26 protein-coding genes and 1 riboswitch are annotated in these 26,233 nt (G+C 41.9%); of the genes, 9 read left to right on the top strand and 17 right to left on the bottom strand.

The genetic code is table 11. From position 1 onward, the window contains the following. Positions 1-124: 124 nt before the first annotated feature. The 3 genes from KJS58_RS22845 to rpoE form a co-directional block, all read right to left on the bottom strand. Positions 125-499, bottom strand: a complete 375-nt coding sequence (locus KJS58_RS22845; protein WP_160034335.1) for a response regulator — start codon at positions 497-499, stop codon at positions 125-127. A gap of 195 nt (positions 500-694) precedes the next feature. Beyond that, positions 695-2,305, bottom strand: coding sequence for a CTP synthase (locus KJS58_RS22840; protein WP_213535816.1), 1,611 nt, complete (start codon positions 2,303-2,305; stop codon positions 695-697). A gap of 330 nt (positions 2,306-2,635) precedes the next feature. Beyond that, positions 2,636-3,181: a DNA-directed RNA polymerase subunit delta gene (gene rpoE / locus KJS58_RS22835; RefSeq protein ID WP_213535814.1), complete on the bottom strand. Its 546-nt coding sequence runs from the start codon at positions 3,179-3,181 to the stop codon at positions 2,636-2,638. A 414-nt stretch (positions 3,182-3,595) separates the two neighbouring features. On the opposite strand from rpoE, the gene KJS58_RS22830 reads away from it, so the two are divergent. Further along, positions 3,596-4,750, top strand: a complete 1,155-nt coding sequence (locus KJS58_RS22830; protein ID WP_213535812.1) for a S8 family peptidase — start codon at positions 3,596-3,598, stop codon at positions 4,748-4,750. 118 nt (positions 4,751-4,868) lie between these two features. On the opposite strand, the gene argS is transcribed toward KJS58_RS22830, so the two are convergent. From argS to KJS58_RS22780, 10 genes are all read right to left on the bottom strand, one after another. Further along, a complete protein-coding gene (gene argS, locus KJS58_RS22825) occupies positions 4,869-6,548 on the bottom strand; it encodes an arginine--tRNA ligase (RefSeq protein ID WP_213535810.1) in 1,680 nt (559 codons plus the stop codon). 4 nt (positions 6,549-6,552) lie between these two features. Continuing rightward, positions 6,553-6,972, bottom strand: a complete 420-nt coding sequence (locus KJS58_RS22820; RefSeq protein WP_213535808.1) for a YwiB family protein — start codon at positions 6,970-6,972, stop codon at positions 6,553-6,555. 267 nt (positions 6,973-7,239) lie between these two features. Further along, a complete protein-coding gene (speB, locus tag KJS58_RS22815) occupies positions 7,240-8,109 on the bottom strand; it encodes an agmatinase (protein ID WP_213535806.1) in 870 nt (289 codons plus the stop codon). 16 nt (positions 8,110-8,125) lie between these two features. Beyond that, positions 8,126-8,953 (bottom strand): polyamine aminopropyltransferase, encoded by an 828-nt coding sequence (gene speE, locus KJS58_RS22810; protein WP_213535804.1) that lies wholly within the window; start codon positions 8,951-8,953, stop codon positions 8,126-8,128. 294 nt (positions 8,954-9,247) lie between these two features. Continuing rightward, a complete protein-coding gene (mnhG, locus tag KJS58_RS22805; protein WP_213535795.1) occupies positions 9,248-9,646 on the bottom strand; it encodes a monovalent cation/H(+) antiporter subunit G in 399 nt (132 codons plus the stop codon). After that, a complete protein-coding gene (locus KJS58_RS22800) occupies positions 9,630-9,914 on the bottom strand; it encodes a Na(+)/H(+) antiporter subunit F1 (RefSeq protein WP_160034317.1) in 285 nt (94 codons plus the stop codon). The genes mnhG and KJS58_RS22800 overlap by 17 nt, the downstream gene beginning before the upstream one ends. Continuing rightward, the gene (locus tag KJS58_RS22795) at positions 9,914-10,390 is read right to left on the bottom strand and encodes a Na+/H+ antiporter subunit E (RefSeq protein ID WP_213535793.1); all 477 of its coding nucleotides are present in this window, start codon (positions 10,388-10,390) and stop codon (positions 9,914-9,916) included. The genes KJS58_RS22800 and KJS58_RS22795 overlap by 1 nt, the downstream gene beginning before the upstream one ends. 3 nt (positions 10,391-10,393) lie before the next feature. After that, positions 10,394-11,878 (bottom strand): Na+/H+ antiporter subunit D, encoded by a 1,485-nt coding sequence (locus KJS58_RS22790; protein ID WP_213535791.1) that lies wholly within the window; start codon positions 11,876-11,878, stop codon positions 10,394-10,396. Further along, positions 11,871-12,209, bottom strand: coding sequence for a Na(+)/H(+) antiporter subunit C (locus KJS58_RS22785; RefSeq protein WP_160034311.1), 339 nt, complete (start codon positions 12,207-12,209; stop codon positions 11,871-11,873). Before KJS58_RS22785 ends, KJS58_RS22790 begins: the two co-directional genes overlap by 8 nt. Positions 12,210-12,211: 2 nt before the next feature. Then, positions 12,212-15,124: a Na+/H+ antiporter subunit A gene (locus tag KJS58_RS22780; RefSeq protein ID WP_213535789.1), complete on the bottom strand. Its 2,913-nt coding sequence runs from the start codon at positions 15,122-15,124 to the stop codon at positions 12,212-12,214. A gap of 184 nt (positions 15,125-15,308) precedes the next feature. On the opposite strand from KJS58_RS22780, the gene KJS58_RS22775 reads away from it, so the two are divergent. Beyond that, positions 15,309-17,363, top strand: coding sequence for a transglycosylase domain-containing protein (locus KJS58_RS22775; RefSeq protein ID WP_213535787.1), 2,055 nt, complete (start codon positions 15,309-15,311; stop codon positions 17,361-17,363). A 78-nt stretch (positions 17,364-17,441) separates the two neighbouring features. Here KJS58_RS22775 and KJS58_RS22770 read toward each other — a convergent pair whose 3' ends face one another. Continuing rightward, the gene (locus tag KJS58_RS22770) at positions 17,442-17,951 is read right to left on the bottom strand and encodes a YwhD family protein (protein WP_213535785.1); all 510 of its coding nucleotides are present in this window, start codon (positions 17,949-17,951) and stop codon (positions 17,442-17,444) included. A gap of 103 nt (positions 17,952-18,054) precedes the next feature. Between KJS58_RS22770 and KJS58_RS22765 the strand changes: the two genes are divergently transcribed. The 5 genes from KJS58_RS22765 to KJS58_RS22745 all read left to right on the top strand — a co-directional run bounded on the left by KJS58_RS22765 (position 18,055) and on the right by KJS58_RS22745 (position 22,875). Then, positions 18,055-20,034: a M1 family metallopeptidase gene (locus KJS58_RS22765; RefSeq protein WP_213535783.1), complete on the top strand. Its 1,980-nt coding sequence runs from the start codon at positions 18,055-18,057 to the stop codon at positions 20,032-20,034. Between the two features lie 10 nt (positions 20,035-20,044). Beyond that, positions 20,045-20,875, top strand: coding sequence for a hypothetical protein (locus tag KJS58_RS22760; RefSeq protein ID WP_213535781.1), 831 nt, complete (start codon positions 20,045-20,047; stop codon positions 20,873-20,875). Between the two features lie 239 nt (positions 20,876-21,114). Then, a riboswitch (cyclic di-AMP (ydaO/yuaA leader) is annotated at positions 21,115-21,254 on the top strand. Between the two features lie 4 nt (positions 21,255-21,258). Beyond that, on the top strand, positions 21,259-21,726 hold the full coding sequence (locus KJS58_RS22755) for a C40 family peptidase (RefSeq protein ID WP_213535779.1): 468 nt from the start codon (positions 21,259-21,261) through the stop codon (positions 21,724-21,726). 166 nt (positions 21,727-21,892) lie between these two features. Further along, entirely contained in the window at positions 21,893-22,387 is a 495-nt protein-coding gene (locus tag KJS58_RS22750) for a GNAT family N-acetyltransferase (protein WP_213535777.1), read from the top strand. A 122-nt stretch (positions 22,388-22,509) separates the two neighbouring features. Further along, on the top strand, positions 22,510-22,875 hold the full coding sequence (locus tag KJS58_RS22745; RefSeq protein ID WP_213535775.1) for a c-type cytochrome: 366 nt from the start codon (positions 22,510-22,512) through the stop codon (positions 22,873-22,875). Positions 22,876-22,932: 57 nt separating this feature from the next. Here the strand turns inward: KJS58_RS22745 and KJS58_RS22740 are convergent, their stop codons facing one another. Further along, on the bottom strand, positions 22,933-23,229 hold the full coding sequence (locus KJS58_RS22740; RefSeq protein ID WP_213535773.1) for a 4a-hydroxytetrahydrobiopterin dehydratase: 297 nt from the start codon (positions 23,227-23,229) through the stop codon (positions 22,933-22,935). 208 nt (positions 23,230-23,437) lie between these two features. Then, positions 23,438-23,731, bottom strand: coding sequence for a hypothetical protein (locus tag KJS58_RS22735; RefSeq protein WP_213535771.1), 294 nt, complete (start codon positions 23,729-23,731; stop codon positions 23,438-23,440). A 147-nt stretch (positions 23,732-23,878) separates the two neighbouring features. Here KJS58_RS22735 and motA point away from each other — a divergent pair, with 147 nt between their 5' ends. Both motA and KJS58_RS22725 read left to right on the top strand, forming a co-directional pair. Further along, positions 23,879-24,679 carry a flagellar motor stator protein MotA gene (gene motA, locus KJS58_RS22730; protein WP_213535769.1) on the top strand — a complete coding sequence of 267 codons (801 nt, stop codon included), beginning with the start codon at positions 23,879-23,881 and terminating at the stop codon, positions 24,677-24,679. Then, a complete protein-coding gene (locus KJS58_RS22725; RefSeq protein WP_213535767.1) occupies positions 24,666-25,460 on the top strand; it encodes a flagellar motor protein MotB in 795 nt (264 codons plus the stop codon). Before motA ends, KJS58_RS22725 begins: the two co-directional genes overlap by 14 nt. Before the next feature lie 58 nt (positions 25,461-25,518). Here KJS58_RS22725 and rluF read toward each other — a convergent pair whose 3' ends face one another. Beyond that, positions 25,519-26,220 (bottom strand): 23S rRNA pseudouridine(2604) synthase RluF, encoded by a 702-nt coding sequence (gene rluF, locus KJS58_RS22720; protein WP_213535765.1) that lies wholly within the window; start codon positions 26,218-26,220, stop codon positions 25,519-25,521. Positions 26,221-26,233 lie beyond the last annotated feature (13 nt).

Raw genomic sequence — 26,233 nt, 5'->3', positions numbered from 1 at the left:
TTATACCACATCCCATGTCAAATACTAAACATAGGCAATAAAAATAGCTGTGCTCTTTTCCACACGGAAAAACCCACTACAAAAAATCCTGCCCAGGAAGACAGAACTTCATACACCTTCCTTACTATGTGTTTACCCCGCTGAGCTGCATATTTACCGCAACACGCATCTCATCAATATCAAAAGGCTTCGTAAAATGCATAAGTGCACCCAGCTCTGTAGCTTCTTTAATCATATCTAGTTCTCCATATGCCGTCATCATAATCACTTTTATGGATGGATTCATTTCCTTAATATGTTTAAGAATCTCCAGACCATCCATTCCAGGGATTTTCATATCTAACAGGACAAGATCAGGCGTATGCTTCTCAACGATCTCAAGGGCGACTTTACCATTAGCTGCTTGATAAGTTGTATACCCTTCACTGTTAAATACCTCCATGAGCAAAATTCGAATTCCATTTTGATCATCGACAATGAGCACCTTTTTATTATTCATCTAAACCTCCTGCGATCTTATCTATCGATTCTACCCGCTCATCATTCTTACCTAAATGACCATTAGGTTATTTATTTAAAGATTCTACCTTTTTCCGGTAAATCCTGCTTCTCTTGCTCAAACAAAAAAGACCCCAAGCTGGGGTCTTTTGTATCTATATTAATCAAAGCCCAATCTGGGACTTTGTTCCGATCTCTACAAGTTCTCCGAATGAGTAAGAGATGCTTTTACAAATTCACGGAAAAGAGGGTGCGGACGGTTTGGACGTGAAATGAATTCCGGATGGAATTGAACAGACAAGAACCAAGGATGTTCTGGCAGTTCCACAATTTCTACGAGACGGCCATCTGGTGAAGTACCAGAAATAACAAGACCCGCATTTTCAATCATTTCACGATATTGATTGTTAAATTCGTACCGGTGACGATGTCTTTCGTATACCAGTTCATCTTGGTAACATGCTGCTGCAAGAGAACCATCTTGCAACTTACAAGGGTATAGTCCAAGTCGCATCGTTCCACCCATATCTTCTATATCCTTCTGTTCAGGAAGAAGATCGATTACAGGGAACTCTGTAGAAGGGTTAATTTCAGAGCTGTTTGCATCTGTAAGTCCCACTACGGAACGTGCATATTCAATTACAGATACTTGCATTCCAAGGCAAATGCCGAAGAATGGAATTTTATTCTCACGAGCATAACGGATGGCAGATACTTTACCTTCGATACCGCGATCACCAAAGCCGCCTGGTACCAAGATACCGCCGATGCCATGTAGAAGCTCATCTACATTCTCATCTGTAATTTCTTCTGCATTAACCCAGCGAAGTTTAACATCTGAATTCGCAGCAAATCCCGCGTGGGAAAGAGATTCAACAACACTGAGATAGGCATCATGAAGGGCAACATACTTACCAACAATCGCAATCTCCACAGTTCTTTCCAGCTTTTTAATTTGGCTAACGAGATTTTCCCACTCGCTCATATCCGGCAAAGGAGTAGTCAGCTTCAGATGGTTTACTACGATCTCATCAAGACCCTCTTCACGCAAAATCAAAGGAACGTCATATAGAGTACTTGCATCGCGGCATTCCACCACAGCGTGAGGATCAATATCACAGAAAAGAGCTAGCTTAGCCTTAACATCTGCAGACAGCTCTTGCTCCGTACGGCAGACGATAACATTAGGCTGTATACCGATACTGCGCAGTTCTTTTACACTGTGCTGTGTCGGTTTTGTTTTGATTTCGCCAGCAGCTTTAATAAAAGGAATCAACGTAACATGAATATACATTACATTGTCGCGGCCTACATCACCTTTGAGTTGACGAATGGCTTCGAGATACGGCAGACTCTCGATATCGCCTACAGTTCCGCCAATTTCAGTAATAACAACATCCGATCCCGCTTCACGACCTGCACGTAAAACACGTTCCTTAATTTCGTTCGTAATATGAGGAATAACTTGTACCGTACCACCCAGATATTCTCCGCGGCGTTCTTTACTAATAACAGATGAGTATACCTTACCTGTCGTCACATTGCTGTTCTTGGACAGATTAATATCGATAAAACGCTCATAGTGTCCAAGGTCAAGGTCTGTCTCCGCACCATCATCTGTAACAAACACTTCACCATGCTGATAAGGACTCATTGTTCCTGGGTCCACGTTGATGTATGGATCAAATTTTTGAATGGTTACTTTAAGTCCTCTGTTCTTGAGCAATCTCCCAAGAGATGCAGCCGTAATCCCTTTACCCAGGGAAGAAACAACCCCGCCCGTCACGAAAATATACTTTGTTGTCACTACTAATACCCTCCTATTAAAAGTCCGTTAAAATCAGGCGACATTATGATGTTATCCTAACCCATTTTTCAGGTTATCATCGTAAAAAAGGGAAAATGCAAAAATTGCTTGCAAAAAAACATCCCGCCTCCACGTTCAAGGCGGTCCATTTTCTTACCTATCAACTTCCCCTATAAAAAACAAAAAAGCACACCCGAAAAAACGGGGCACTTTTTTATATAAAAACAAGTGTAATTATTGTCGTTCAATCATAAGCCCATGCAATAGTTTACTCGTTTGCATGATCTTTTGTCAAGGATGTTCACAGACTTTATAAGACTAGGTTTTGGACTAATTTAACTCGTCTTCATCTTCTGAAGAATCATCGTCGTCTTCTTCCAGGTCGTCCTCTTCATCAAGCTCTTCATCACCGATAATTTCTTCTTCCTCATCAGAGTCGTCATCAAAGAGATCTTCATCTTCGTCTTCGTCTTCATCTGGACTGTCGAAATCTTCTTTTTCACTTGCAAATGTGTCTAGTGTATCTTCTTCCTCAACATATTCCTCATCATCATCATCGTCGTCATTGATGATTCTTGGACGTTTCGTACCTGTTACACCGTCCTCGGACTTATCTATTGGGTACCAACGCTTCAAACCCCAAAGATTAGTGCCTACATAGGCAAAACGACCATCAATATTGATTTCGGTATATAGCTGAGCGATGACATCATTTGATTCTGCAGCATTCAAACCACGTTGTTTAGCTACCTCTTGCATAAGATCACGGTAGTACATCGGTGTATTGACTGCTTTCAGTACCATAAATGCCAAGTCAACTAACGGCATCTCACGAATTTGCTCTGGATCTAATTTTAATTTGAGTGAGGTACTCACTTGCGGACACTTCCTCTCACACATAATTCACTGACTTTTTTCGTTTCAATAACTTGGATCTATATCTAACATATCCATTAACAAACATAAGTAAAACCTATTTAGCACTAAAATGCAAGTTTTATGTAAGGAGATATCTTGCAAAAACAATTTCGCTTCTTTGAAAGCGAATCCTAAGATAAAAAAGACGGAGGTCCCTCCCCCGCCTTCTGACTGTATCCGCCCTGAAGAAATACTCTTCTACGGGTCCCCGCAAGAGCTATGAAGCTCTCCATGTATAGTATGAGTATACTTCCATTTTGACACGAACCAAAGGGCCTATTTATTAAAAAAAACAGGCGGGTTTCCCATGCAGTTCGGATGTCTTCCTCATAGTATACCTCAAGCATGGCATCCAGAGGGGGATTTCCCAAAATGGACTATTCCACATTTTTAAAAATGATCCATAATGAAATTGAGCACACCTCCCGCCCAGCCGGAAGACATCAAATTATCCGTTTTATGAAACCACACCAATACTGGGACTGCCTAGATCAGTTACGTAAAATGAAACCTTCCCTCAGCAAGCTCCAGTATATACGTGCCTCGCATTTAATAAGAGCGCTCATTGTTCCTCTCCCCTCCTCCTCAAGGCTAATTCACTCTCACAGCGAAGTTACTATTGAACAGGACACCAAAATCAAGGTCCACTCCGCTTCTGCTCGAATCCCAAAACCAGAAAACAGTCTGGGTGTCCCTTGGGGAGTAAAACAGATCCGAGCACCTAAGGCATGGTCTACTTCAACGGGACATAAAATTAAAATTGCCGTCATTGATACTGGAGCTGATTATCAGCATCCTGATCTTAGACATTCATTAGCTAGAGGAATCAACTTGCTGAATAGGAATATGCTCCCGCTTGATGATAACGGACATGGCACTCATATTGCAGGAACGATCGCAGCAGCGAACAGCATGGAAGGAATTATAGGTGTGGCGCCGAGATCTGTTATTTATCCGGTTAAGGCTTTTGACAATCAAGGCTCTGCCTATGTATCAGATATCATTCTCGGGATTGATTGGTGCGTCCGGAACCGAGTAGATATCATTAATATGAGCTTTGGTATGAGAACGAAGAGCAAGGCACTCCTGGATGTCGTTAACAGAGCCACCAAACAAGGTATTGTTATCGTTGCATCTTCAGGAAATGATGGCAAACGAAGAAGCATTGATTATCCAGCAAGATATGCTCAAACCATTTCGGTAGGGGCATCAGATGAGAATCGGCATATAGCTGAATTCAGCAACCGAGGTCCACATGTAGATATCTATGCACCTGGGAAAAATATAAACTCCTGCTGGGTACAGGGAAGATATCATGAAATGAGCGGAACATCGATGGCAACTTCGCATGTGAGCGGGGCAATCGCCTTACTTATGGCGGAGAGACCCGGCTTATCTCCTGATGAGATCAAAAATCTAATCAGGAAAACGGCAACCCCTTTGCGTTCCCGTAAGGCCACAAGAGGGGCTGAACAAGGCGGAGAACTGCATGCACTGCGCCTTCTGCGGGAAGGAATGAAATTATGAATTTCATAAACAGCTTAATAGCACCAGACTATGGTAATTTCATGGAAACTTGAAACCACAAAAAACCCTCCCGTTCAAAGGAGGGTTTTATCTATTTTCAGCAGATACCTAAACGTTCTTACATTTTTTCCGGAGCGCTTACGCCTACTAGCTTCAAAGCATTCTTAATTACGATACGTACTGCACCGAGCAGAGCAAGACGAGCTTGTGTTTGTTCTGCATCATCCGTAATTACTCGTTCAGCTTTGTAATAACTGTGGAACATAGAGGCCAGTTCATATACATAACGAACGATACGGTGTGGTGCATGTCCTTTTGCTGCGGTTGCAATTTCTTCAGGGAACTCACCAAGCTTGCGAAGCAAGTTGTATTCATGTTCTGAAGTCAGCTTGGATAGATCAACATCACGCACTGGATAAACCGTTATTCCTTGCTCTTCTGCCTGACGATACACGCTGCATACACGAGCATGTGCATATTGAACATAGAATACTGGGTTTTCATTCGAAGTGGAAATTGCCAAATCCATATCAAAATCAAGATGAGAATCCATACTGCGCATTGTAAAGAAGTAGCGAATTGCATCTACGCCCACTTCATCCATCAAATCTTCCATCGTTACCGCTTTACCTGTACGCTTGGACATTTTTACTTTCTCGCCATCTTGGAACAAGCTGACCATTTGAGCAATCAATACGATCAACTTATCCGGATCATTACCGAGTGCTTCCATTGCCGCTTTCATTCTTGGAATATATCCATGATGATCAGCGCCCCAAATATTAATCATGGTGTCATATCCGCGAGCATACTTATCACGGTGATAAGCAATGTCTGGAGTCAGATAAGTATAGGTACCATCATTCTTAATAAGCACCCGGTTCTTATCATCGCCATATTTCGTAGTTTCGAGCCAAGTTGCTCCTTCTTCTTCAAAAATCTCATTCCGTTCGCGAAGTTCATCCAGTGCGTTAAGTACTGCACCATTATCATAAAGTGAAGTCTCGCTGAACCAATTATCGAAGGACACCCGGAATCGGCCTAGATCACGTTTGATTTTGTCAAGTTCTTTCTCTAAACCATAGTCTCTGAAAAATGCTGCACGATCGCTTGGACTCATTTCAAGAAGAGAAGAACCTTTCTCCGCAATTAACTCTTTAGCAAAACCGCGAATATCAGCTCCATGGTATCCGTCTTCTGGCATCTCAACTTCTTGACCCAGCTCTTGAAGATACCGGGCTTCAATAGACTTGCTCAGATTAAATACTTGGTTACCGGCGTCATTAATATAGTATTCACGAGTAACTTCATAACCTGCAAAATCAAGCACATTACAAAGAGCGTCGCCTACTGCTGCTCCGCGAGCATGGCCTAAATGAAGACTTCCTGTTGGATTCGCACTAACAAACTCAACTTGGACTTTACGTCCTTCTCCCAGATTAACCCGTCCATAGTCGTCGCCTTGTTCTTGAACAAGTTCAACGATAGGATACAAGTAACTTTTCGTTAAACGAAAATTAATGAATCCGGGTCCCGCGATTTCTGCTGATTCAATCCCTGCATCGGAAAGATTCAGATGTTCAATGATTTGTTCAGCGATCATGCGAGGGTTTTTCTTAGCAATACGAGTAAGCTGCATTGCTGCATTTGTTGCAAGGTCTCCATGATTCTTATCTTTTGGTACTTCAAGTACAATACTCGGCATTTCTTCTGATGTAACCAGCCCTGCAGAAATTATGGCTTCTTGAATTCCTTTTGTTACCTGCTCGTTAATTAGATCGAGTGGATTGCGTGTCATGATTTTATTGATCCTCCTGAATTTCTATACTAATAGACAATTGTCCTGATTGTTCCTCAAATACATATAAATCATAGCTGAACGAAATCTTCCCCGATAAATTCGACAAGGATAGAGACAGCTCTTTCGTATCGGTAGATAAAGCAAAGGAACTATAAGGTGAACGATAAAAACCGGGCAGCCTTTTTCCCTGTTCAAATGTTTGCTCTGATTCTACACCACCGTGCCGAATCAGCTTTACACTATGATCTGTTATCTTCACCGTATTACGAATAGGTTCACTTCCAGGCAGCTGTTCTTCTTCCACATACCGTATATATAAGGCATTGCCTTTCCGTAAAGCTTCACCCACAACCTGCTGATTTACTTTCTCACCATCAGCGACACTGTGGATTTGGAGTTTGACAGGACTCCATACTGACATCTTTTTCTTCTCCCATCTATTCATAGGCGTACTTTCTTCATTCATCTTTTATATATTCTATATAGTTTACCGATATTGTTCAAATTTAAATCCTGCCTGTAGCTACAAAAAGAAGCTGATTCTTAGTAGAAACAAGGAATTTGTGCACGGCACGCATAAAAACACCCCTTAAATCCCTGACTAATAAAAAATCAGGAGGTTTAAAGGGTGTAATCTTTACGGAGATTTCTTATCTACGTAATAAATAAAAGTTTGGAAGCAAAAAGTTTACTTCACAAATCCAAGCAACATCTCACGAAGGAGCTTTGCTGCCACAATCGGAGTCTGCTGTGTAGGATCATAGATTGGAGCTACTTCTACCACGTCAAAACCTACCACATTTACATTTGATCCAGCAATCGCATGGATTGCTTCCAAAAGTTCTTTAGAAGTAATTCCCCCTGCCTCCGCTGTACCCGTTCCCGGTGCTGCAGAAGGATCAAGCACATCAATATCAATGGTAACGTAGACAGGTCGATTGCCCATAGAAGGAAGTTCTTTCTTCAACGGCTCGGCCACATCAAACGGATGGAAGTTAATATGCTCACGTGCATACTGGAACTCTTCTCTTGAACCGGAACGGATACCAAATTGATAGATATTCTTTCCACCCATAAGCTCAGCAGCTTTACGAATTGGAGTAGAGTGAGAGAGCGGCTCTCCTTCATACTGATCACGAAGATCAGCATGAGCATCAATATGAATGATCGCAAGATCAGGATATTTTTTATAAGTTGCTTCAATTACCGGCCAAGTCACGAGATGCTCTCCGCCTAGACCAACTGGAATTTTATCATCCGCAAGCAAACCTTCGACATATTCACGAATCACATCGAGACTGCGGCTTGCATTACCAAAAGGAAGCAATAAATCTCCTGCATCATAATAATTCATATCTACGATACTTTTATCGAGATAAGGACTATACTCCTCAAGTCCAACCGAAGCCTGACGAATATGTGCCGGGCCAAAACGAGAGCCTGGGCGGAAGCTTACCGTGTAATCCATAGGCATACCATAAATAACAGCTTTAGCTCCCGCATAATCTTCTGAACTGCATATAAACACGTTGCCTGAATAGGCTTGATCAAGCTTCATCTGTAAAAGACCTCCTCTATTTAATCAAATCTTCTACAAATTTAGGCAGTACGAATGCTGCTTTGTGAAGACGCGGTGTATAGTATTTTGTATCCATTTCAGGAATTGCACTCTCATCCACTTCAAGCGGATCATATTTCTTGCTTCCCATAGTGAAAGTCCACAGTCCACTTGGATAGGTTGGGATATTCGCAGCGTATACACGAACAATCGGGAATACTTCCTTCACGTCTTTGTTCACACTTTGAATTAAATCTGCCTTAAACCAAGGATTGTCCGTTTGAGCAACAAAAATTCCATCCTCTTTTAAAGCTTCATAAATTCCTTGATAGAATCCACGTGTAAAGAGATTTGCTGCAGGACCCACTGGTTCAGTGGAATCTACCATAATAACGTCATAAGTATTCTTATGATCATGAATGTGCATGAAACCATCGTTTACAAGCACTTCAACACGAGGATCTTCTAGCCCACCCGCAATGCTTGGCAAATATTTTTTGGAATATTCAATAACTTTTCCATCGATATCAACCAGAACTGCCTTTTTCACCTGCGGGTGTTTCAGTACTTCGCGAATAACTCCGCCGTCTCCGCCGCCAACAACAAGAACCTGTTCTGGGTTTGGATGTGTATATAGAACCGGATGCGCAACCATTTCATGATATACGAATTCGTCTTTTTCTGTTGTCATTACCATACCATCAAGCAAAAGCATATTGCCGAACTCTTCGGTTTTTACCATAGCCAAATCCTGAAAATCTGTTTTCTCACTTACATAAGTCTCTTTGATCTTCATTGTAATACCAAAATTTTCAGTTTGTTTCTCCGTAAACCACAATTCCATCGTTAACTACCTTCTCTCGATTAGAATAAGTGTTCAGCCGTCATATGATCGCCGTAAAATGGCCCTATATAGCAAGGGTTTCCTATGATTTAGGCCAGCTCAGCTGGAGTTCTCCATCGTAAACAGCGTTTACGAAGCGATATGGAAAAGACGTTCCTGGCTCGCACCAGTATGAATTCCGTTTCACTTCTAAATATTGTACTAAACGTAAATGCCTATAAACGCACTTTTGCATTATACGTTAAACCAGAAATAACTGTAAAGATATTGTGAAGAATATCACTCTGCGTCTTTTTATTGATCTTTTTCATCCACTGATACTTCTTCTTCCTCTGCTAAAATACGCTTCTTCCCTCGAAGAACAGGGGCAAGTGCATCGTGAACGGTTCCTTTCCAGAGCGGCACGTCTGTACGATAGGCTGCCCGAGCATTAAGATGACCGGCAACAGGGGCTGTCATAAACACAAACAGAATACCTAAAAGAAGCCTTGCACTTATATACCCGTCGAATACAATAAAAAACAAGAAACTACCAAAAAGGATAGACAAAATCCCAAGTGTTGTACTCTTTGTCGCAGCATGAGCACGGAGATAAACATCTGGAAGTCGAATAAGTCCAAAGGCGCTCAGTACACTGATGATGGAACCAAACAGAACTAAGAGCCCGATGAGTATACTAAAGATCGTCATCATTTTCGAGTACGACCCCCCTTTCGATAAATCTTGCAAAGGCGACTGTACTAATGAAAGCCAAGATGCCAATAAGCAAAATAATATCTACATAAGCCTGTGTATGAAGCAGCATGGAGAGAACCGCCACACTTCCTATGAGTTGAATTCCTATCGTGTCGAGTGCAGTAATTCGATCTGCCATAGAAGGACCTTTTAGTATCCGATATAGACAGCCGATTATTGAGATACCTAATAGAAGTAAAGAAATATTTAGAATAACTTGCAGCATTATCTCGTCACCTCCATTATGGCTTTTTCAAAGGAATCCCGAATGCTTGAAACCATTTCCTCTTCGTCAGACATGTTAAAGGCATGGATATATAAGGTGCGTTTGTTTTTTGAAATTTCCAGCGCAAGTGTCCCCGGTGTTAAAGAGATAAATAGAAATAAAATCATAATTTCAAAGTCCGAAGTCAGCTCCGTCCGATACTTAAAAGTACCTGGGGTAATATCGAGCTTCGGCTTAAGTATGGCCCCAATCACCTGAAATGACGAACGGAACAGTTGGACTAGAAGCATTTTCAGCAGTTTGATGACAGCCCAGATACGAACAATGTAAAACGGAGTGGGAAAAAAGCGCCGGAAGATTCCAATAATCAAAAGACCTAGTACATATCCTGTCACGAAACCGGCTCCAGTCCAGGATTGATTCAAAAGCATCCATAAGAAGGCGATGATCAGATTCAGTATCATTTGTCGTGCCATCGATCACCACTCCTTCAAAACGTTATCAATATAAAGGTTAGGATCTATCAGTACGTGTGCTGCTGTAGAGAGTGCAGGATAAAGAACTTCAGCAAATACCCCTATTCCAATGATCAGAATAAACAGGAACCCTGACGGAACAAGCAGCTGGTTTACAGAAATCTGTGTTGTCCCTCCGTGGATTGTCTTATCACTGCCCCAAAATGCATAGATGAACACCCGCAGCACAGAGTACAGCATAATAAAACTCGCAATGACAGCAATGGCTGTAAGCCCATAGAGACCTGCATCAAGTCCGCCTTCAAACAACATCAGTTTACCTGGAAATCCACTAAGCGGCGGTACTCCGGCAAGAGCAAGTGCGGTAACAAAGAACATCCAGCCGAGTAAAGGATATTTCTTAATCATCCCGCCCATATTGTTCAAATTAGATGTACCCGCAGCTGCAATGAGTGCTCCTCCGAGCAAGAAGAGCAGTGATTTGATAATCATGTCATGTATGAGATAAAACATTAGACCTTCAAGTGCCAGCTTATTGCCTGCTGCCACACCAAAAGCAACAAATCCAACACCCGCTACGACATTGTAGACAAGTATTTTGTTAACGTCCTTATAAGCAATCGCTCCAATAACCCCGAGCAACATTGTCGCTCCTGCCATCCAGCCAATAATAGCATTTGTAAATTGCAGATCATGATAGAAGATTAACGTGAATACTCTTACGATGGCATATAGACCTACTTTGGTCAGCAAACCAGCGAATAAGGCAGTGACAAGTGCCGGCGGCGCTGCGTACGATCCAGATAGCCAGAAAAAGAGAAACAGCCCCGCTTTAATGCTGAAGATAAGCAAAAACAATAAAGCAATGACACCTAAAATCCCATCTTGACCTACTTCAGCTACCCGTACAGACAGATGCGCCATATTAATGGTTCCTGTCACCGAGTATAAATACCCAATAGCTACTACTAGTAAAGATGACGAAACCATATTAATGAGTACATATTTCAGTGATTCTCTAAGCTGACGTTCTGTATTTCCCAGTACCAAAAGCGCATAGGAGGAAATCAGCATCAGCTCAAAGCAAACAAACAAATTAAATAGATCACCTGTTAGAAAAGATCCATTTACACCCGCCATTAAAAATTGAAAAAATACATAAAAGTGATGTTTCTCCCGCTCTTCTGTAATGCTGTGAAAAGCATAAAAAGTACAGGCAACCGAAATAACGGAAGACACCAACACTAATAAAGAAGCAAGTGTATCTGCAACAAATACAATGCCGTATGGAGCTGCCCATCCCCCCATATTAAGAAGCTGAAGCCCTGATGTGGACACCGTATAGAATAAAAACGCGGTAACCAAGAGCGTAACTATTGAACCAATTCCACTAATTAGGCGCTGCATCCGGACTGATTTCATAAAGAAAATGAGCAAAATTCCGGTTAGTACAGGCAAGAAGATGGGCAGAACAACCACATTATTCATATTTCGGCCCCCTTACTTCTTCCATATCGTCCGTTTTTAACTTCAAATAGGATCGATACGCAAGGACGAAGAAGAATGCCAGAAGTCCAAAGTTAATAACTATAGAGGTTAGAATTAATGCCTGTGGCAGCGGATCTACGTAATTCTCGGCCTTCTCTCCTAAAAGGGGAGGTGCTCCCGTTTTTAGACGGGCCATGGTCATCAGGAGTAAATGTACACCATGGGTTAACAAGGAAAGACCTAGTACAAGACGAAGCAAACTCCTTGAGAGAATTAAATACACCCCTATAGCAAACAGAATACCTACGGTAACACTCATAATAATTTCCATAACTAACGGTCCTCCCCGATCTGTAAGATGATCGTCATGGTGACACCCAAGACAGCCATAAACACTCCAGTCTCAAATAGGGTAGCTGTCGTTAATTCCACTTCTCCCAGCAAAGGAATATCGAAATATCCAAATGCCTGACTCATAAATGGTAAGTCAAAGACAAAGGAACCAGCCGCTGTTGCCAAAGAGATTAAGAGCCCGCAGGCAATAACTGTACGATAATCCACGGGTAGAATCCGGCGAAGCGTATCTGTATTAAACGCAATCGCTAATAGAACGAGAGCCGATGCGGTAACCAGTCCACTAATAAAGCCTCCTCCTGGTTGATGATGTCCCGCAAAGAACAGATAGAGCGCAAAGATAAGGATGATAAACACGATAATTTTAGTACTCATCTGCAGGAACACATCGTTACTGCGAAGTGATACACTGTTCCAACTCTCCGGATTCGAGTTACTTTTCTCTTTTTCCGTTGATTCTTGCTTCTCCTTTGCGAGTGTAAAATGAGAAGACCCCAAGTCTTTGCCATTCAAATTAAGATTAATCATGGAATAAATAGCAAGTGCTGCTACGCCTAAGACCATAATTTCAAGTAATGTATCAAAACCTCTAAAATCAACCAGCAGTACATTAACAATATTTTTTCCGCCTGCTAGGTTGTAACTTTCCTTCGTATAGAATTCAGATATGGTTTCAAGCTGTGTCGTCCCGCTAGCAGCAAGAGCAATCAGCATGACAATAATACCTACACCAATAGAAATAATCAGATTTATAGACTTATATTTCTTGCTAGATTTCGGCGTAAGTTCAGGAAGATGATAGAAGCACAACAGAAAAAGTGCTACGGATACGGTTTCCACGACCATCTGGGTCAAGGCGAGGTCTGGTGCACGGAATAACACAAAGAACAAACTAACCAGATAACCAACCGCTCCTGTTAAAATAACAGCCGATAAGCGATGTTTAGCAAATGGTATACAGATCGCTGTAACGACGAGACCAACAAGTAAAATCGTTTCGTATAACTTAAAGGAATCATACCCACTGAAATTCCATTCAATATTCGTTGCATGATAGAAACCGTAGCTAATCAACACGATCATAAACACAAAGATATAGATGAGATAGTTCCGAACCGAACCATTCATATAGGTTTGAGTCCAGCGTTTAGAAAATCGATGCAAAGCTCGAAATATAGAGTTATAACCCTTGTTAATGGTATAAACAGGAATGTACTCTTCATACACCGTTTTCCAGCGGGGTAATAATTTATAAGAGATAACACCCAGTACAATGACTCCTACCGTCATCCATAATTCTGGAGTAAGACCATGCCAGAGATACAAATGGACATCAAACCGTTCCCCTTCAGCGAGGAGTGGAGATAATACGGAAGCCATTGCCGGTTCAATAATCGACGAGGATAAGATATCGGGATAAATACCGGTGATTAATACCATGGATACAAGAATAAGGGGAGGAATCAACATTCCAATTGGAGCTTCATGCAGCTTTTGGAGTGGAATATCTGTTTTGTTCTTACCAAGGAAGGTACGAAACACAATAACGAGCGAATAAATAAACGTCATTACACTACCGATCCAGGCAAGTACAGGAAAAATAATCCCCCATGTGCCAAGGCTAAATATAGAAAAGTCTGCTGCTTCGAGTGTAGCTTTGAAGAACATCTCCTTACTGACAAATCCATTAAATGGCGGCAGACCCGCCATAGAAAAGGTACCGATCAGCGCAACGGTAAATGTAAGCGGCATAACGGTAATTAACCCACCAAGTTTCCGGATATCACGTGTACCGGTCTCATGATCTACAATCCCTGCCATCATAAATAGGGAGCCTTTAAACAGCGCATGATTGAACAAATGCAGCAATCCTGCCATTGTAGCTGTAGTATAAAGCAGTGACTCTGAGCCATAACCAAAGTAGAGTGCGGCTGATCCTAGTCCAAACAAAGACATAATTAGCCCCAGCTGCGATATAGTGGAATACGCCAAGATTGCCTTTAAATCTGTTTTCTTTATGGCAATCAGCGCACCATAAACCATTGATATCGTTCCCACCAAAGATATGATCCAAAACCAAGTTGCTTCTCCGCCAAAAACAGGTGTAAACCTCGCAACAATATAAATTCCTGCTTTGACCATGGTTGCCGAGTGCAAGTATGCACTAACGGGTGTTGGCGCCTCCATTGCATCAGGCAGCCAAACATGGAACGGAAACTGCGCTGATTTGGTGAAAGCTCCTATAAGAATTAAAATAAGAGCAGGAACAAATAAATGATGTTCTGCAATATTAGATACAGATGCGATCGTCTCCCGAATACTGTAGGATCCGCTGATCAGATAAAGTAAGATAAATCCAGTTAACATGGCGAATCCACCAAAAACAGTAATCAGGAATGACTTACTCGCGCCGCGGATTGACGCTTCTTTCTTGTGATGAAAAGCAATAAGTAAAAAAGAAGCAATACTCGTTAGTTCCCAGAACCCATACAAAACCATCATATTGTCTGAAAGAACGACACCAAGCATGGCACCCATAAAAAGGAGCAGATACAGATAGAAACGATGCAAAGCCTGGTCTTGCTTCATATAATAAATGGAATACAGTACAACCAAAGAGCCAATACCAGTAATAAGCAGCGCTAACAATAGGCTTAACCCATCCAATAAAATGGTGAAATTAATTCCAAGGGATGGCATCCAATCTAGTGATTCACTAATCAAATTCCGGTTACTTATTTGTGAAATCAGGCTAAGAAAGTAGATCAGTAGGACAAGCGGGATGGTTAGAACTGCCCAGCCCAAGTGAAAGCTGCGAGACAAACGTTTCATAAAGGCTATCCCAACTCCAGCAAGAATGGGGAGCAGAATGGCCGCATGAATCAAGTACACAAGTACACCCCCTATGTAAAGTAAAGAATCGAAAAGTCATAGAGCAGAGTTAGCATGAACTAGACTTTATGTTAACCTTTACCCTAAATACCTGTGTAAAGAATCTGTATAAATCGTGAATAATGGATGAATTGTATTCCCATAATGAAATATAAGGCAGTTTTTTAGAAAGGAGACCTATGTGATGCCAGAATCTACAGATCAGTCAAAACCGCAATACTCTCGCACCAAAAAGATTCTGAAGTGGTTAGCAGGAATAACCGTACTGGGTCTGATATTTGCTGTTGTACTTCTTGTCTATCTATATGCGACTAGTCTTCCTCTTGCAGATAATGACCATAACTCCAGGCTTTTTGATATAGATGGTGAAGTTATTGCTACATTCTCTCCCGAGGGGAAAGATTCAATTCCCGTCAAGTTAGACCAAGTCTCACCCGATCTTACCCAGGCTACCATCTCGGTAGAAGATCGAAAGTTCTATTCTCATTTTGGGTTTGATTTAAAAGGAGTGGCTCGTGCCATTCTTGTAAATATAAAAGAGATGAACATGTCCCAAGGGGCTAGTACGATCACACAGCAGCTGGCAAGGAACTTGTACCTTTCTCATGAAAAAACGTGGTCCCGTAAAATTAAAGAGGCCATATACACGGCACAACTTGAAATGAAGTACACCAAAGATGAAATTTTACAAATGTATCTTAATGAAATCTACTACGGCCATGGCGCCTATGGTATTGAATCTGCAGCACAAATGTATTTTGGCAAGTCTGCAGCCGATTTAAATTTAGCAGAAAGTGCAATGCTTGCTGGTATTCCAAAAGGACCGACCTATTATTCTCCCTACAACAATATGAAGAAGGCGAAAGATCGGCAAAAGGTTGTACTGAATTCAATGGTCACTACCGGATCCATTACGCAAGAGGAAGCTGATGAGGCTTATAATGAAATGCTTGATATCAAGCCGAAAAGTCAGCCGAAGACAAATGAAAAAGCTTCCTATTTCCGAGACTATATTCGAAACGTAGTTGTTAAGGATCTGGGGATTGATTCAGCCAAATTAGAACATGGCGGTCTTAACATATACACCACCCTAGATATGCAGATGCAAGAAGCTGCTGAAGAAGCGATCGCTAACGGAATGGATAATGAAAGTGATCTTGAAGTAGGTTTGGTATCCATTGATCCGAGAAATGGATATGTGAAGGCCATGGTGGGAGGAACAGACTATAACTCCAGTCAGTACAACCATGCACTGGCGGATAATAGGCAGCCTGCATCTTCTTTTAAACCGATTATGTACTTGGCAGCCATTTCATCAAAACAGATGACAGCTATCTCACAATTCGATAGTAAACCGACTGTGTTCAAGTACGATAATGATCGTAAAACGTATGAGCCAAAAAACTTTGGCGATAAATATCTTGGACCCATTGATATGAGAAAAGCGATTGCCGTCTCTGATAATATTTATGCGGTGAGTACTCTTATGCAAATCGGAACGGACCCTATTATTGAAATGGCGAAAAAACTGGGGATTACGAGTTCACTTGATCCCGTACCATCGCTGGCGCTGGGTACATCGCCTGTCAGTCCTTTTGAGATGGCTTCCGCTTATTCAGTTCTTGCTAATGAGGGACTTCGAAATGCCCCTATAGCCGTGCTGAAAATTACGGACGCAGCAGACCGAATTGTATACAAAGTGCCGGAACAGACACCCGAACAAGTGGTAGACACTGCTTCTGCTTATGTAGTAACAAGTCTGCTTGAAAGTGTCTTTGATACAGGGGGAACAGCTCACCGGGTAGCAGATAAGATCAAGAGACCGGTTGCCGGAAAAACAGGCACCACAAGCTCAGATGCTTGGCTTGTAGGCTATACACCGGAATTATCAACAGCGGTATGGGTAGGATATGATAATAATCAGGAGATTACTACTTCTGAAAGCCGAAGAGCCGCTCCTATTTTTGCAGAGTATATGGAAAAAGCACTCGAAAATGTTCCACCGAAAATATTCCCGGTTCCTGAAGAAGTGGTTAGCGTCTATATCGACCCTTCTACCGGAAAACTTGCCGGGGAAAACTGCGAAAGCCGTAGACTTGAAGTGTTTGTCCGCGGTACAGAGCCTACGGAATACTGCGATGAACACGAAGCAGAACCGGGTTCAAACGGAGAAGAAGAAATTCAAAATGACCGAGATGATTCTTGGTGGAATCACTTCAAACGTTGGTGGACGAATTAAAGATCAATCGGGCTGTTCATTATTACAATATAAAGAGGGTTTCGGCTAAACGCCGAAACCCTCTTTTTTTGTTACCATTTAGTTCGTCTCTAATGCCTGTTTGAGCTCATCTGGAGCTGCATTCCACCAGTTTTCATTATGAGAAATAAGCAGATGCTTTAATGCTGCCTTATCTTCATTTCCTAGCTCATCTAACATGATACGACGCTTCATTGCATAATCCATTTTGTTTACATGGTCAGCGAGAATCTTCCAGCCGCGTTTTGCTTCCGTATCGATCAACATCTCACATGCTGTTGCTCCGGCATACATCTGACCTTCCGCAGTGCGATCTACCGCTACCCATACTAACCACACTTGCCGGCCATTCGGTACATCTGCTTTTTCCGTAGAAAATTTAATGCCGCGTTCTACCTTACTCTTTGCATGCATCGCACCAATATCAATGGTGGCAACGCCTCCATCAATGATAACAGGAGAAACATTATTCAAATCAATCGAACCTGAACCGAAACCTTTATGCTTACTCTTGCTATTCACAATATTTAAGGCAATCTGCTTCTTGCCAATTTGTCCGTTTTGCTCCATTTTTATGGCCTCCAAAAGTTGATACCAATATTTTAACTAATATTTCTCCGCTTGCAAACATATACATGCCTTAGATGCTTGTCAAGTGGGAGGTATTTAACGTATGACCCCAGTTCGCGCGAAAATTATTCTATCCTCTGTTCTTGCTATTTGTGTTCTCGGCGGCACACTGCTGCTCAGTTTAAGCCAAGCTCCATCTACGCAATCTGCCCTTGCGCCGATACCGGGCAATATAAATGCCCCAGTGCCTGCGCCCACAGAGGGAATTGTACAGACACCGCTTGCCGAGGTGCTTAGTGACCGAGTAGTTGAATATCACATTGATGTTCAACTAACAGAAGACCATGTCCTTAAAGGTACTTCTACCTTGACATGGACTCATCCAGGTAAAAAAACGGTGAGCGAGCTTTATTTTCATTTGTACCCCAATGCATTTGCCTCAGATGAGACAACCTTTATGAAAGAATCAGGAGGCAAACTCAGAGGAGATGCGATGCCGAAAGATGGTTACGGCTCTATGAAACTTACGGAAATTAAAACACCAGACGGTCTTTCTCTCCTCCATCGCATTCAATATGTACAACCCGATGACGGAAATATACATGATAAGAGTCTGGTCAAGGTCCGTTTGCCCAAGCCTGTAAAAGGGGGAGAATCCATCACCCTCCATATGTCCTTTGAAGTTGATATGCCCCGGATCTTTGCCCGGATGGGGACAGCAGATAACTTCGTTATGGCAGGCCAATGGTTTCCCAAACTAAGTGTCTATGAACCAGTCGGAACACGCAACCGAAAGACTGAAGGCTGGAATTTACATCAATATCACGGTAATTCCGAATTTTACTCAGACTTTGGGATTTATAGTGTACGCATCGCGGTACCTGCTAATTATACCGTAGCAGCAACCGGTTTCCCAACCAAACCTTATTATAAACAGAACGATCAGCGTATTTATCAATTCTATGCTGATGATGTTCATGACTTTGCTTGGGCCGCTTCCCCCGACTTTGTGGTTGTAGAAGAACCATTCTCTGCACCAAATGTACCTGGAGTCCGAATTAAGCTTTTTCTAGACCCTGCTCATGCTGATCTTAAAGATCGCTACTTGTATGCAGCTAAATCGGCACTATCCAATTTTAGCAAATGGTACGGAAAGTACCCGTATTCCACATTATCCATCGTAGTGCCTCCCAAAGCAGGAAATGGAGCCGGCGGAATGGAGTATCCTACCTTGATTACCGCCTTTGGCGCAGATGAAACATCGCCTGGTTATGAGCTGGAGCGAACCGTCATTCATGAAATTGGACATCAGTACTTCTATGGCATGATCGCAAGTAATGAATTTGAAGAAGCATGGCTTGATGAGGCCTTCACCTCCTATGCTGAGGAACGCTTAATGGAACAAGAATACGGTCTTTCACCCAACATCCCTTTGCAGTCTGGTTATATTACCTCTCCTGCCTCCCTCACGCAGGAAGCATGGAAATATGATTCGCAGCAGCATTATGCAGAAAATGTATACACTCGCGGCAAACTCATCTTGCGAGCCATTGAGCAGCAAATCGGCATCAAAAAAATGGACAAAGTAATGTCTGCCTATGCTGCCAAGTACCGTTTTAAACATCCAACGACGAAAGATTTCCAGACCGTTGTAGAACAAGTCACCCGCAAATCATGGGCTACTTTCTTTGATCAATATGTATACAGCAACATGATGGCTGACTTTGCCGTAGACTCGATTCAAGTTAAGGATCAAAGCACAGAAACGGAATCGAACTATATCTCAACTGTAAAATTGACTAAGAAAGCAGGAGACTACGCCGAAATCCCAGTAGTGTTTGCCTTTAAAGACGGTCATATGATTCGCAAGGAATGGGACGGCAAGGATGCAAATGTTATCTACAATCTTACGTATAAGGAACCTATAGAATGGGTCATGGTAGACCCTTCCTACTCGATCGCCATTGAGAACAAGCATATTAATAACTATATGAGCGCTGAAGTAGAAGAAGAAATACAGACTCGGTTTAATATCAGTATTACGAAACTGATTGAAACCCTGCTTGGAAGTCTGTCATGGTGAGGTGGAGTCGATGAAAGTTTATGTATCAGAAGGATTCAAATCTATGAGAGAGCATTATTTTGTCGTATTGTTTCTTTTTATATACCAGCTGGTCTGGGGAATGTTTCTTTATAAGATTGTTTCTTCTGCTGTGGTTCCTCTGTTGATGCGCTATCCGGATCCTCCGCCTCATGAGCTCAGTAAGGTGCTGTTTTGGATGGAAGGTCAGCTTAGTTTATCGGTAAGCCCGCTAGTTCATCAGTACGCCTGGCTGCTATTCCTTATGTTCCTCATTCGAATGCTAATGACCCCGCTCATTCGGGCAGGTTTACTTCACAGTCTTCATGAACAAGGGAATACAGCAAAAGGTCTGGCTTTCTTTCAAGGCATTAAGCAACACTGGAAAAAAACATCTCTCTTCTATTTTATAGAGGTCATACTATTACTCATCCCTGCTTACTGGATTGTTCCAGTTATTCTCCCAAATCTTATTACAGCTATTTATAATCTGTCTGTTCTTACCAAAGTTATTCCTTACCTTCTCTTATGGATGATCTACGGCTATGCAATAAAGCAGCTGCTGCTCTACTGTCAAATTGGACTCATTGGGAAACGCAGCGGATCAGTGTCGATATGGATCTGTATCCGGTATGCCGTTCCAGTAGCCTTGGTCTCCCTATTGCTCGGTTTCATTACGCTAGCCATATTTGGTTCATTCACAGCCGTTTCATTCATTTGGACGGGACTTCTAGCTCTAATTCTACAGCAATCCTATCATCTCATTCGATCCATTATGAATGTGTGGAAAATCAGTGCTCACTTCAGTCTCTGGTATTCAAAAAGCAGCTCTGATAACTCCTAAAGTTAGCATCAATTACCTCTTACAAAAAGATAAGCCTAGCTCATTATCGTATGAGTCAGGCTTATTTTGTATTTTTCCCTTGAAAATGATTGCCAAATTTACACATATTCTGTTACAATAAGCCCAGAACATCTTGTGACAACTTTGTAATCTATTGTAACTAAATTGATCAAGCTTTTATTACATAATTATTTGATTGTTTTATAAATTGGAAATACATACGTCTTCACAGGTACATATCATCAGATACGCCAAATTCCTGGTACCTGGGAAGCGGGGGAACCATATTACGGGTGAATTGATCTCGCAACAGAGTGGTCATAGGGGAACCTTCTACCGAATCCTTAAGCTAACCTCGCAGGCATTGGAAGGAGTTTATTTTTTTGAAAAAGACATTAACTGCTGCAGCGCTAAGCCTAGCAATCGCATTATCCATTGGAACAGGGAGTGCATTTGCTGACTCCAAAATGGACAAGGTAATTGAAAGCGTTCAGGGAACAGATTATAAATACGGCGGAACTACACTCAGTGGTTTTGATTGTTCTGGTTTCACGATGTATGTATTCGAGAAGCTTGGGATTGAATTACCAAGACAATCCGGTTCACAATTCAACATGGGTAAAGAAGTCTCTCGTTCTGATATTAGAACGGGCGATCTTGTATTCTTTAACACCAGCGGTAAAGGGGTATCCCATGTAGGTATTTTTGTTGGAGACGGTAAGTTTGCACATGCTTCTTCCTCTAAAGGTGTGACCATCAGTAAGCTAGACGAAAGCTACTATGCAAAGCGTTATGTAGGTGCAAAGCGAATTATGAGTACAGAACAATTTGAAACAGCTACTCTTGACTAATATTTCTTATATCATTACCCTAAGAACTCGACCTTGACTACTTTTTTTAAAAAAGTAATGAGGTTCGAGTTTTTTATTTTTCCTACTACACACCATCGCTTTCCTTGCCTCTCTCTTACCCTGTAGAGTGTTAGGAAAGATAAATTTTAGATAAAGGAGTGATCCTATGACACAGGCGACCCCTATTTTCCGAGTCATGCCGATGACCGAAGAGCAAGCTGCGGAGATTAGTACCTGGAAGTACGACCCTCCCTATAATATATACGGCTGGCTGCCTTGGGATCAGATGAAAGCTTTAGAGATTGAGTTTGGAGACCCCGTGCTAAGAGCTCAGCAATATGTATCTGTAGTAAGGGATCAAGAGATGCCTGCGCTATGTGGTTTTGCTCAACTTTTTCCTATGGAAGGAGTCACTCGCCTCGGTTTAGGTATGCGGCCCTCTTTGTGTGGCAATGGTTACGGCCAAGCCTTTGTGTCTTCTATTGTACATGAGGCTCGAAAAAGGAATTCAAGTCATATCATTGATTTGGAAGTACTGACCTGGAATACGAGGGCCATCCGATCATACGAAAAAGCCGGGTTTGTCATTGATGATACCTATGAGCGGCTAACCCCGGAAGGAACTCAATTGTTCCATTGCATGATTTACAAAAAAACATGACATATTTAGCTTTGTTTACTTATTCTCGCTTTTGTTTAAATATTTACCATAAAATACTATGAACCTGAAGCCGGTTACATTATAATGAAATAAGGAATGTACATAGTAGGAGGACACTACAAATGAAGAAATGGATCATGAGCGGTTTGTTTTTCTTCGCTTGCGCTTTTGCCCTCGTGTTAATGTTTACGGTAGAAGGAAGAGAACAAGAGATGGCAGAGGAAGCCGGACCCGTTATGCCCCAGGTAACTCTGGACGCTGCAAGTGCTGAGGAAAAAGCTAAAGGAAGCTGTATCTCTTGTCATGGAAACCAGCTTGAAGGAGGCGTAGGTCCTTCCTTGCAAAAAGTGGGTGCTGAATCCAATGCCGAGCAGCTTTATAAAACGATTAGTAAGGGTAAAGGCGGAGGCAAAATGCCTGCTTTTGAAGGACAACTTTCAGATGAAGAAATTGCCAACCTTGCTCTTTGGCTATCCGAGAAAAAGTGAATGAACAAAAACACGCCTTATCTTCTCCCTTCAGAGAGACGATAAGGCGTCTTTTCATTACACTTGCATCATTCTGTTGTATGCTTCGTTATATTGCTGAGCCTCTTTAATATCAATAGCAGTGATGCCACCAACGTCCCAAGAAGTAAGTCTTAATGTGACTACTTTATGGTCAATCGTAATGAAAGGGTGATGATTAAACGCTTCGGAGATTAAACCTACTTCATCCACAAAAGCTATGCCTTTCATAAAGTTGGTGAATATAAATTTGCGAACAATCCACCGACCTTCCTCGTACTCCCAACCTTCGAGTTTATCGAGATGAGCTTCTACTTCCTCTTGCGTAAAGACCATCGTTCAATCTAACCTCCCCTAATCAAAAAACGTATCCATATCAGCATGCCCGGTGCCTTTGTAGATACTCTAGCTTGTGGCTTAAATAGTATGCCCTACTGCACAAGCCTATCACTGGAAAATAGGAAGCCGTTCGCTTCCCGAACGGCTTTATTCGTGTTCCATCTTATCACGGAAGGAATGTTAAATCCAGTTGTAACCTGATCCTTTAAATGAGGGATACAAAGTCGAGTTCATCATCCCCGATAAGAATATTTAGGCGATGGAGTTCCTGATCATGAATAACAACCCCGCTGCCAACGCTAATCATTTTCTCAGATCCCAATGCGTAGAATAGATCCTCTGCAAGTGCTTCATCTACTTCCAAACGATCTTTTTCCCCCAGTCTCGCCCAGTCTTCTTCCTCCATCTCGAAAAAGATATACCGATCCGGTATTTTTCCAAGAGCCTGTATTAAATCTTGCAAAATATCATTATACTCGCGTCCATGTTTTACACCCATTTGAATGTTCACTCCATTTCCATATCGTAGTTCTATTATACCGAAAATAAACCTTCATAAAAACGAATCACATGTCGATAAATAAAATAAATGAGCCGGATGTCTCAATGAAAGGATTCAGATTAAATCTCACGGACGAGGTGTATCATGGAAATTTCAACTATTATCGGATTAATCTTGGGAATCATCGCTCTTGTATTTGGTATGATCCTGAAGGGAGCACCAATTATCAACTTGGTAAATAACCCTGCGGCTTACCTTATCATTTTTGGCGGTACCATCGCCACGATATTCATGGCATTTCCCATGTCTGAAGTCAAAAAAATACCGAAGCTGTTCAAAATTGTCTTCACAAAACCTAAACTTATCGACAAAGTTTCTTTGATTAGTATGTTTGTCGAGTGGGCTTCCATAACTAGACGTGAAGGTCTACTTGCTTTGGAGTCGAAAGTAGACGAAATTGATGATGATTTCCTTCGCGGCGGTATGCGAATGATTATTGATGGTAATGATCAGGAATTTGTACGCGACGTACTTATGGAAGATATTCATGCAACCGAAGATCGCCATAAAGTAGGTGCTCTTATTTTCTCACAAGCAGGCATGTATGCTCCAACTCTCGGTGTGCTCGGAGCAGTAGTTGGTTTAATAGCGGCTCTGGCTGATCTGAGCGATATGGATAAGTTGTCTCATGCCATCGCAGCAGCTTTTATCGCTACCTTGCTCGGTATTTTCTCAGGTTATGTGCTTTGGCATCCCATTGCTAACAAACTGAAGCGTATGTCTAAACTGGAATCAGAGGTCAAACTAATGATGGTGGAGGGTCTCCTTTCCATTCAATCCGGTGTTTCTACCATTGCGATTAATCAAAAATTATCTGTATTTCTGACACCGCGCGAGCGCGCTGAACTTGCTAACAAGGAGGGAGGAACAGGTGAAAAAGAGTAATAAACGCCACGAAGAACACGAAGAACATGCAGACGAAAGCTGGCTCTTGCCTTATTCAGATCTCATGACACTCTTATTGGCCTTATTCATCACCTTGTTCTCCATGAGTTCCGTAGATGCTAAGAAGTTCGAAGAGATGTCTCAGGCACTTAGCAGTGCCCTTAACGGAGGTACAGGAGTTCTAGAACATTCCTCCTCTTACGATGCTGGCTCTGGTGCGGATCTTGGTAAAAACAAGAGCCCTTCCAGCAATCCAAATACGGCGACAGATGCTGCACTTGCTAAAAAGGAGCAAGAAGATCTGGAAAGATTAAAAAAGCAGCTCGATGATTATATTGACAAAAACGGTCTTACTAATCAGCTTGATACGAAACTCAATCAATCCCAGCTTATGATTACCATCGCTGATAATGCTCTGTTTGCATCAGGAGCTGCAGATGTGAAACCAGAGGCAAAAGTGCTTGCCAAAAATATCTCCCGAATGCTTGAACAATTTCCCTCTTATGATGTCATTGTTACCGGCCATACAGATAATATGCCTATTAGCAATTATAAGTACACAGATAACTGGGATTTGAGCAGTGATCGTGCGCTGAACTTTTTAAAAATCGTACTTCAAAATTCTAAATTGGATCCTTCCAAATTCACCCCAAGTGGATATGGTGAATATCATCCAGTGGAGTCGAACGCTACGGCGGAAGGTCGCGCAAAAAACAGAAGAGTTGAAATCTCTATCATTCGTAAATATAACGGTGAAACAAAAACAACAAATGTACAATAAATAAAGACTCGAAATACAAAGAAGCTATGCCCATGGCACAGCTTCTTTATTTATAGGATTAAAGCAGACGATAGTTGAGCATACGGCCAAGTTCTTTCTTTTCGTCTGGCGTTAAATCGCGCCAAGAACCTTTTTTCAGAGAACCCAGCTGAATATTCATGATACGAATTCTTTGTAGATGTTGCACTTCGTAACCAAAAGCACTACACATCCGCCGAATCTGACGATTCTTTCCTTCCGTCAATATGATTCGGAAAGTACGTTCTGAGATCCGTGTAACCGTACAGGGAAGAGTTTTCTCTCCGAGAATTTTAACACCAGTAGACATTCCTCTTATGAACGATTCGGTTACCGGCCGATTTACGGTTACAATGTATTCTTTCTCATGTCTGCCTTCGGATCGTAATATCTTGTTTACTATATCTCCGTCATTCGTTAGCAGAATTAATCCTTCAGAGTCCTTATCTAGTCTGCCAATGGGGAATATTCTTTCCTTATGGCCCACAAAATCGACGATATTTCCTTCGATATGCTGTTCGGTAGTACTTGTAATTCCAACCGGCTTGTTAAGGGCGATATAGACTGTATTCTTCTTTTCCTTCAGAGGCTTGCCGTCAACCAGTACCTCATCGCCCTCTTCTGCTTGGCTTCCTAAGACTGCCACCGCTCCATTAATCGTTACTCTCCCACTGTCTACAAGCTTATCCGCTTCCCGGCGAGAGCAATATCCGGTTTCACTTATAAATTTATTTATCCGCAATCAGATCACACAC

Source organism: Paenibacillus sp. J45TS6 (assembly GCF_018403285.1).
In the GTDB taxonomy this organism is placed as follows: domain Bacteria; phylum Bacillota; class Bacilli; order Paenibacillales; family Paenibacillaceae; genus Paenibacillus.
This window is presented reverse-complemented; position numbering and strand designations above follow the sequence as displayed.

What these genes read in the sequence shown, in the direction of transcription:
- KJS58_RS22845 (WP_160034335.1), bottom strand. Translation starts at nt 499, where the DNA reads ATGAATAATAAAAAGGTGCTCATTGTCGATGATCAAAATGGAATTCGA.
- KJS58_RS22820 (WP_213535808.1), bottom strand. Translation starts at nt 6,972, where the DNA reads ATGTCAGTATGGAGTCCTGTCAAACTCCAAATCCACAGTGTCGCTGAT.
- KJS58_RS22765 (WP_213535783.1), top strand. Translation starts at nt 18,055, where the DNA reads ATGACCCCAGTTCGCGCGAAAATTATTCTATCCTCTGTTCTTGCTATT.
- motA (WP_213535769.1), top strand. Translation starts at nt 23,879, where the DNA reads ATGGAAATTTCAACTATTATCGGATTAATCTTGGGAATCATCGCTCTT.
- argS (WP_213535810.1), bottom strand. Translation starts at nt 6,548, where the DNA reads ATGACACGCAATCCACTCGATCTAATTAACGAGCAGGTAACAAAAGGA.
- KJS58_RS22775 (WP_213535787.1), top strand. Translation starts at nt 15,309, where the DNA reads ATGCCAGAATCTACAGATCAGTCAAAACCGCAATACTCTCGCACCAAA.
- KJS58_RS22745 (WP_213535775.1), top strand. Translation starts at nt 22,510, where the DNA reads ATGAAGAAATGGATCATGAGCGGTTTGTTTTTCTTCGCTTGCGCTTTT.
- KJS58_RS22795 (WP_213535793.1), bottom strand. Translation starts at nt 10,390, where the DNA reads ATGGCACGACAAATGATACTGAATCTGATCATCGCCTTCTTATGGATG.
- KJS58_RS22830 (WP_213535812.1), top strand. Translation starts at nt 3,596, where the DNA reads ATGGACTATTCCACATTTTTAAAAATGATCCATAATGAAATTGAGCAC.
- speE (WP_213535804.1), bottom strand. Translation starts at nt 8,953, where the DNA reads ATGGAATTGTGGTTTACGGAGAAACAAACTGAAAATTTTGGTATTACA.
- KJS58_RS22800 (WP_160034317.1), bottom strand. Translation starts at nt 9,914, where the DNA reads ATGCTGCAAGTTATTCTAAATATTTCTTTACTTCTATTAGGTATCTCA.
- KJS58_RS22740 (WP_213535773.1), bottom strand. Translation starts at nt 23,229, where the DNA reads ATGGTCTTTACGCAAGAGGAAGTAGAAGCTCATCTCGATAAACTCGAA.
- KJS58_RS22770 (WP_213535785.1), bottom strand. Translation starts at nt 17,951, where the DNA reads ATGGAGCAAAACGGACAAATTGGCAAGAAGCAGATTGCCTTAAATATT.
- KJS58_RS22785 (WP_160034311.1), bottom strand. Translation starts at nt 12,209, where the DNA reads ATGGAAATTATTATGAGTGTTACCGTAGGTATTCTGTTTGCTATAGGG.
- KJS58_RS22760 (WP_213535781.1), top strand. Translation starts at nt 20,045, where the DNA reads ATGAAAGTTTATGTATCAGAAGGATTCAAATCTATGAGAGAGCATTAT.
- speB (WP_213535806.1), bottom strand. Translation starts at nt 8,109, where the DNA reads ATGAAGCTTGATCAAGCCTATTCAGGCAACGTGTTTATATGCAGTTCA.
- KJS58_RS22750 (WP_213535777.1), top strand. Translation starts at nt 21,893, where the DNA reads ATGACACAGGCGACCCCTATTTTCCGAGTCATGCCGATGACCGAAGAG.
- mnhG (WP_213535795.1), bottom strand. Translation starts at nt 9,646, where the DNA reads ATGATGACGATCTTTAGTATACTCATCGGGCTCTTAGTTCTGTTTGGT.
- KJS58_RS22735 (WP_213535771.1), bottom strand. Translation starts at nt 23,731, where the DNA reads ATGGGTGTAAAACATGGACGCGAGTATAATGATATTTTGCAAGATTTA.
- KJS58_RS22790 (WP_213535791.1), bottom strand. Translation starts at nt 11,878, where the DNA reads ATGAATAATGTGGTTGTTCTGCCCATCTTCTTGCCTGTACTAACCGGA.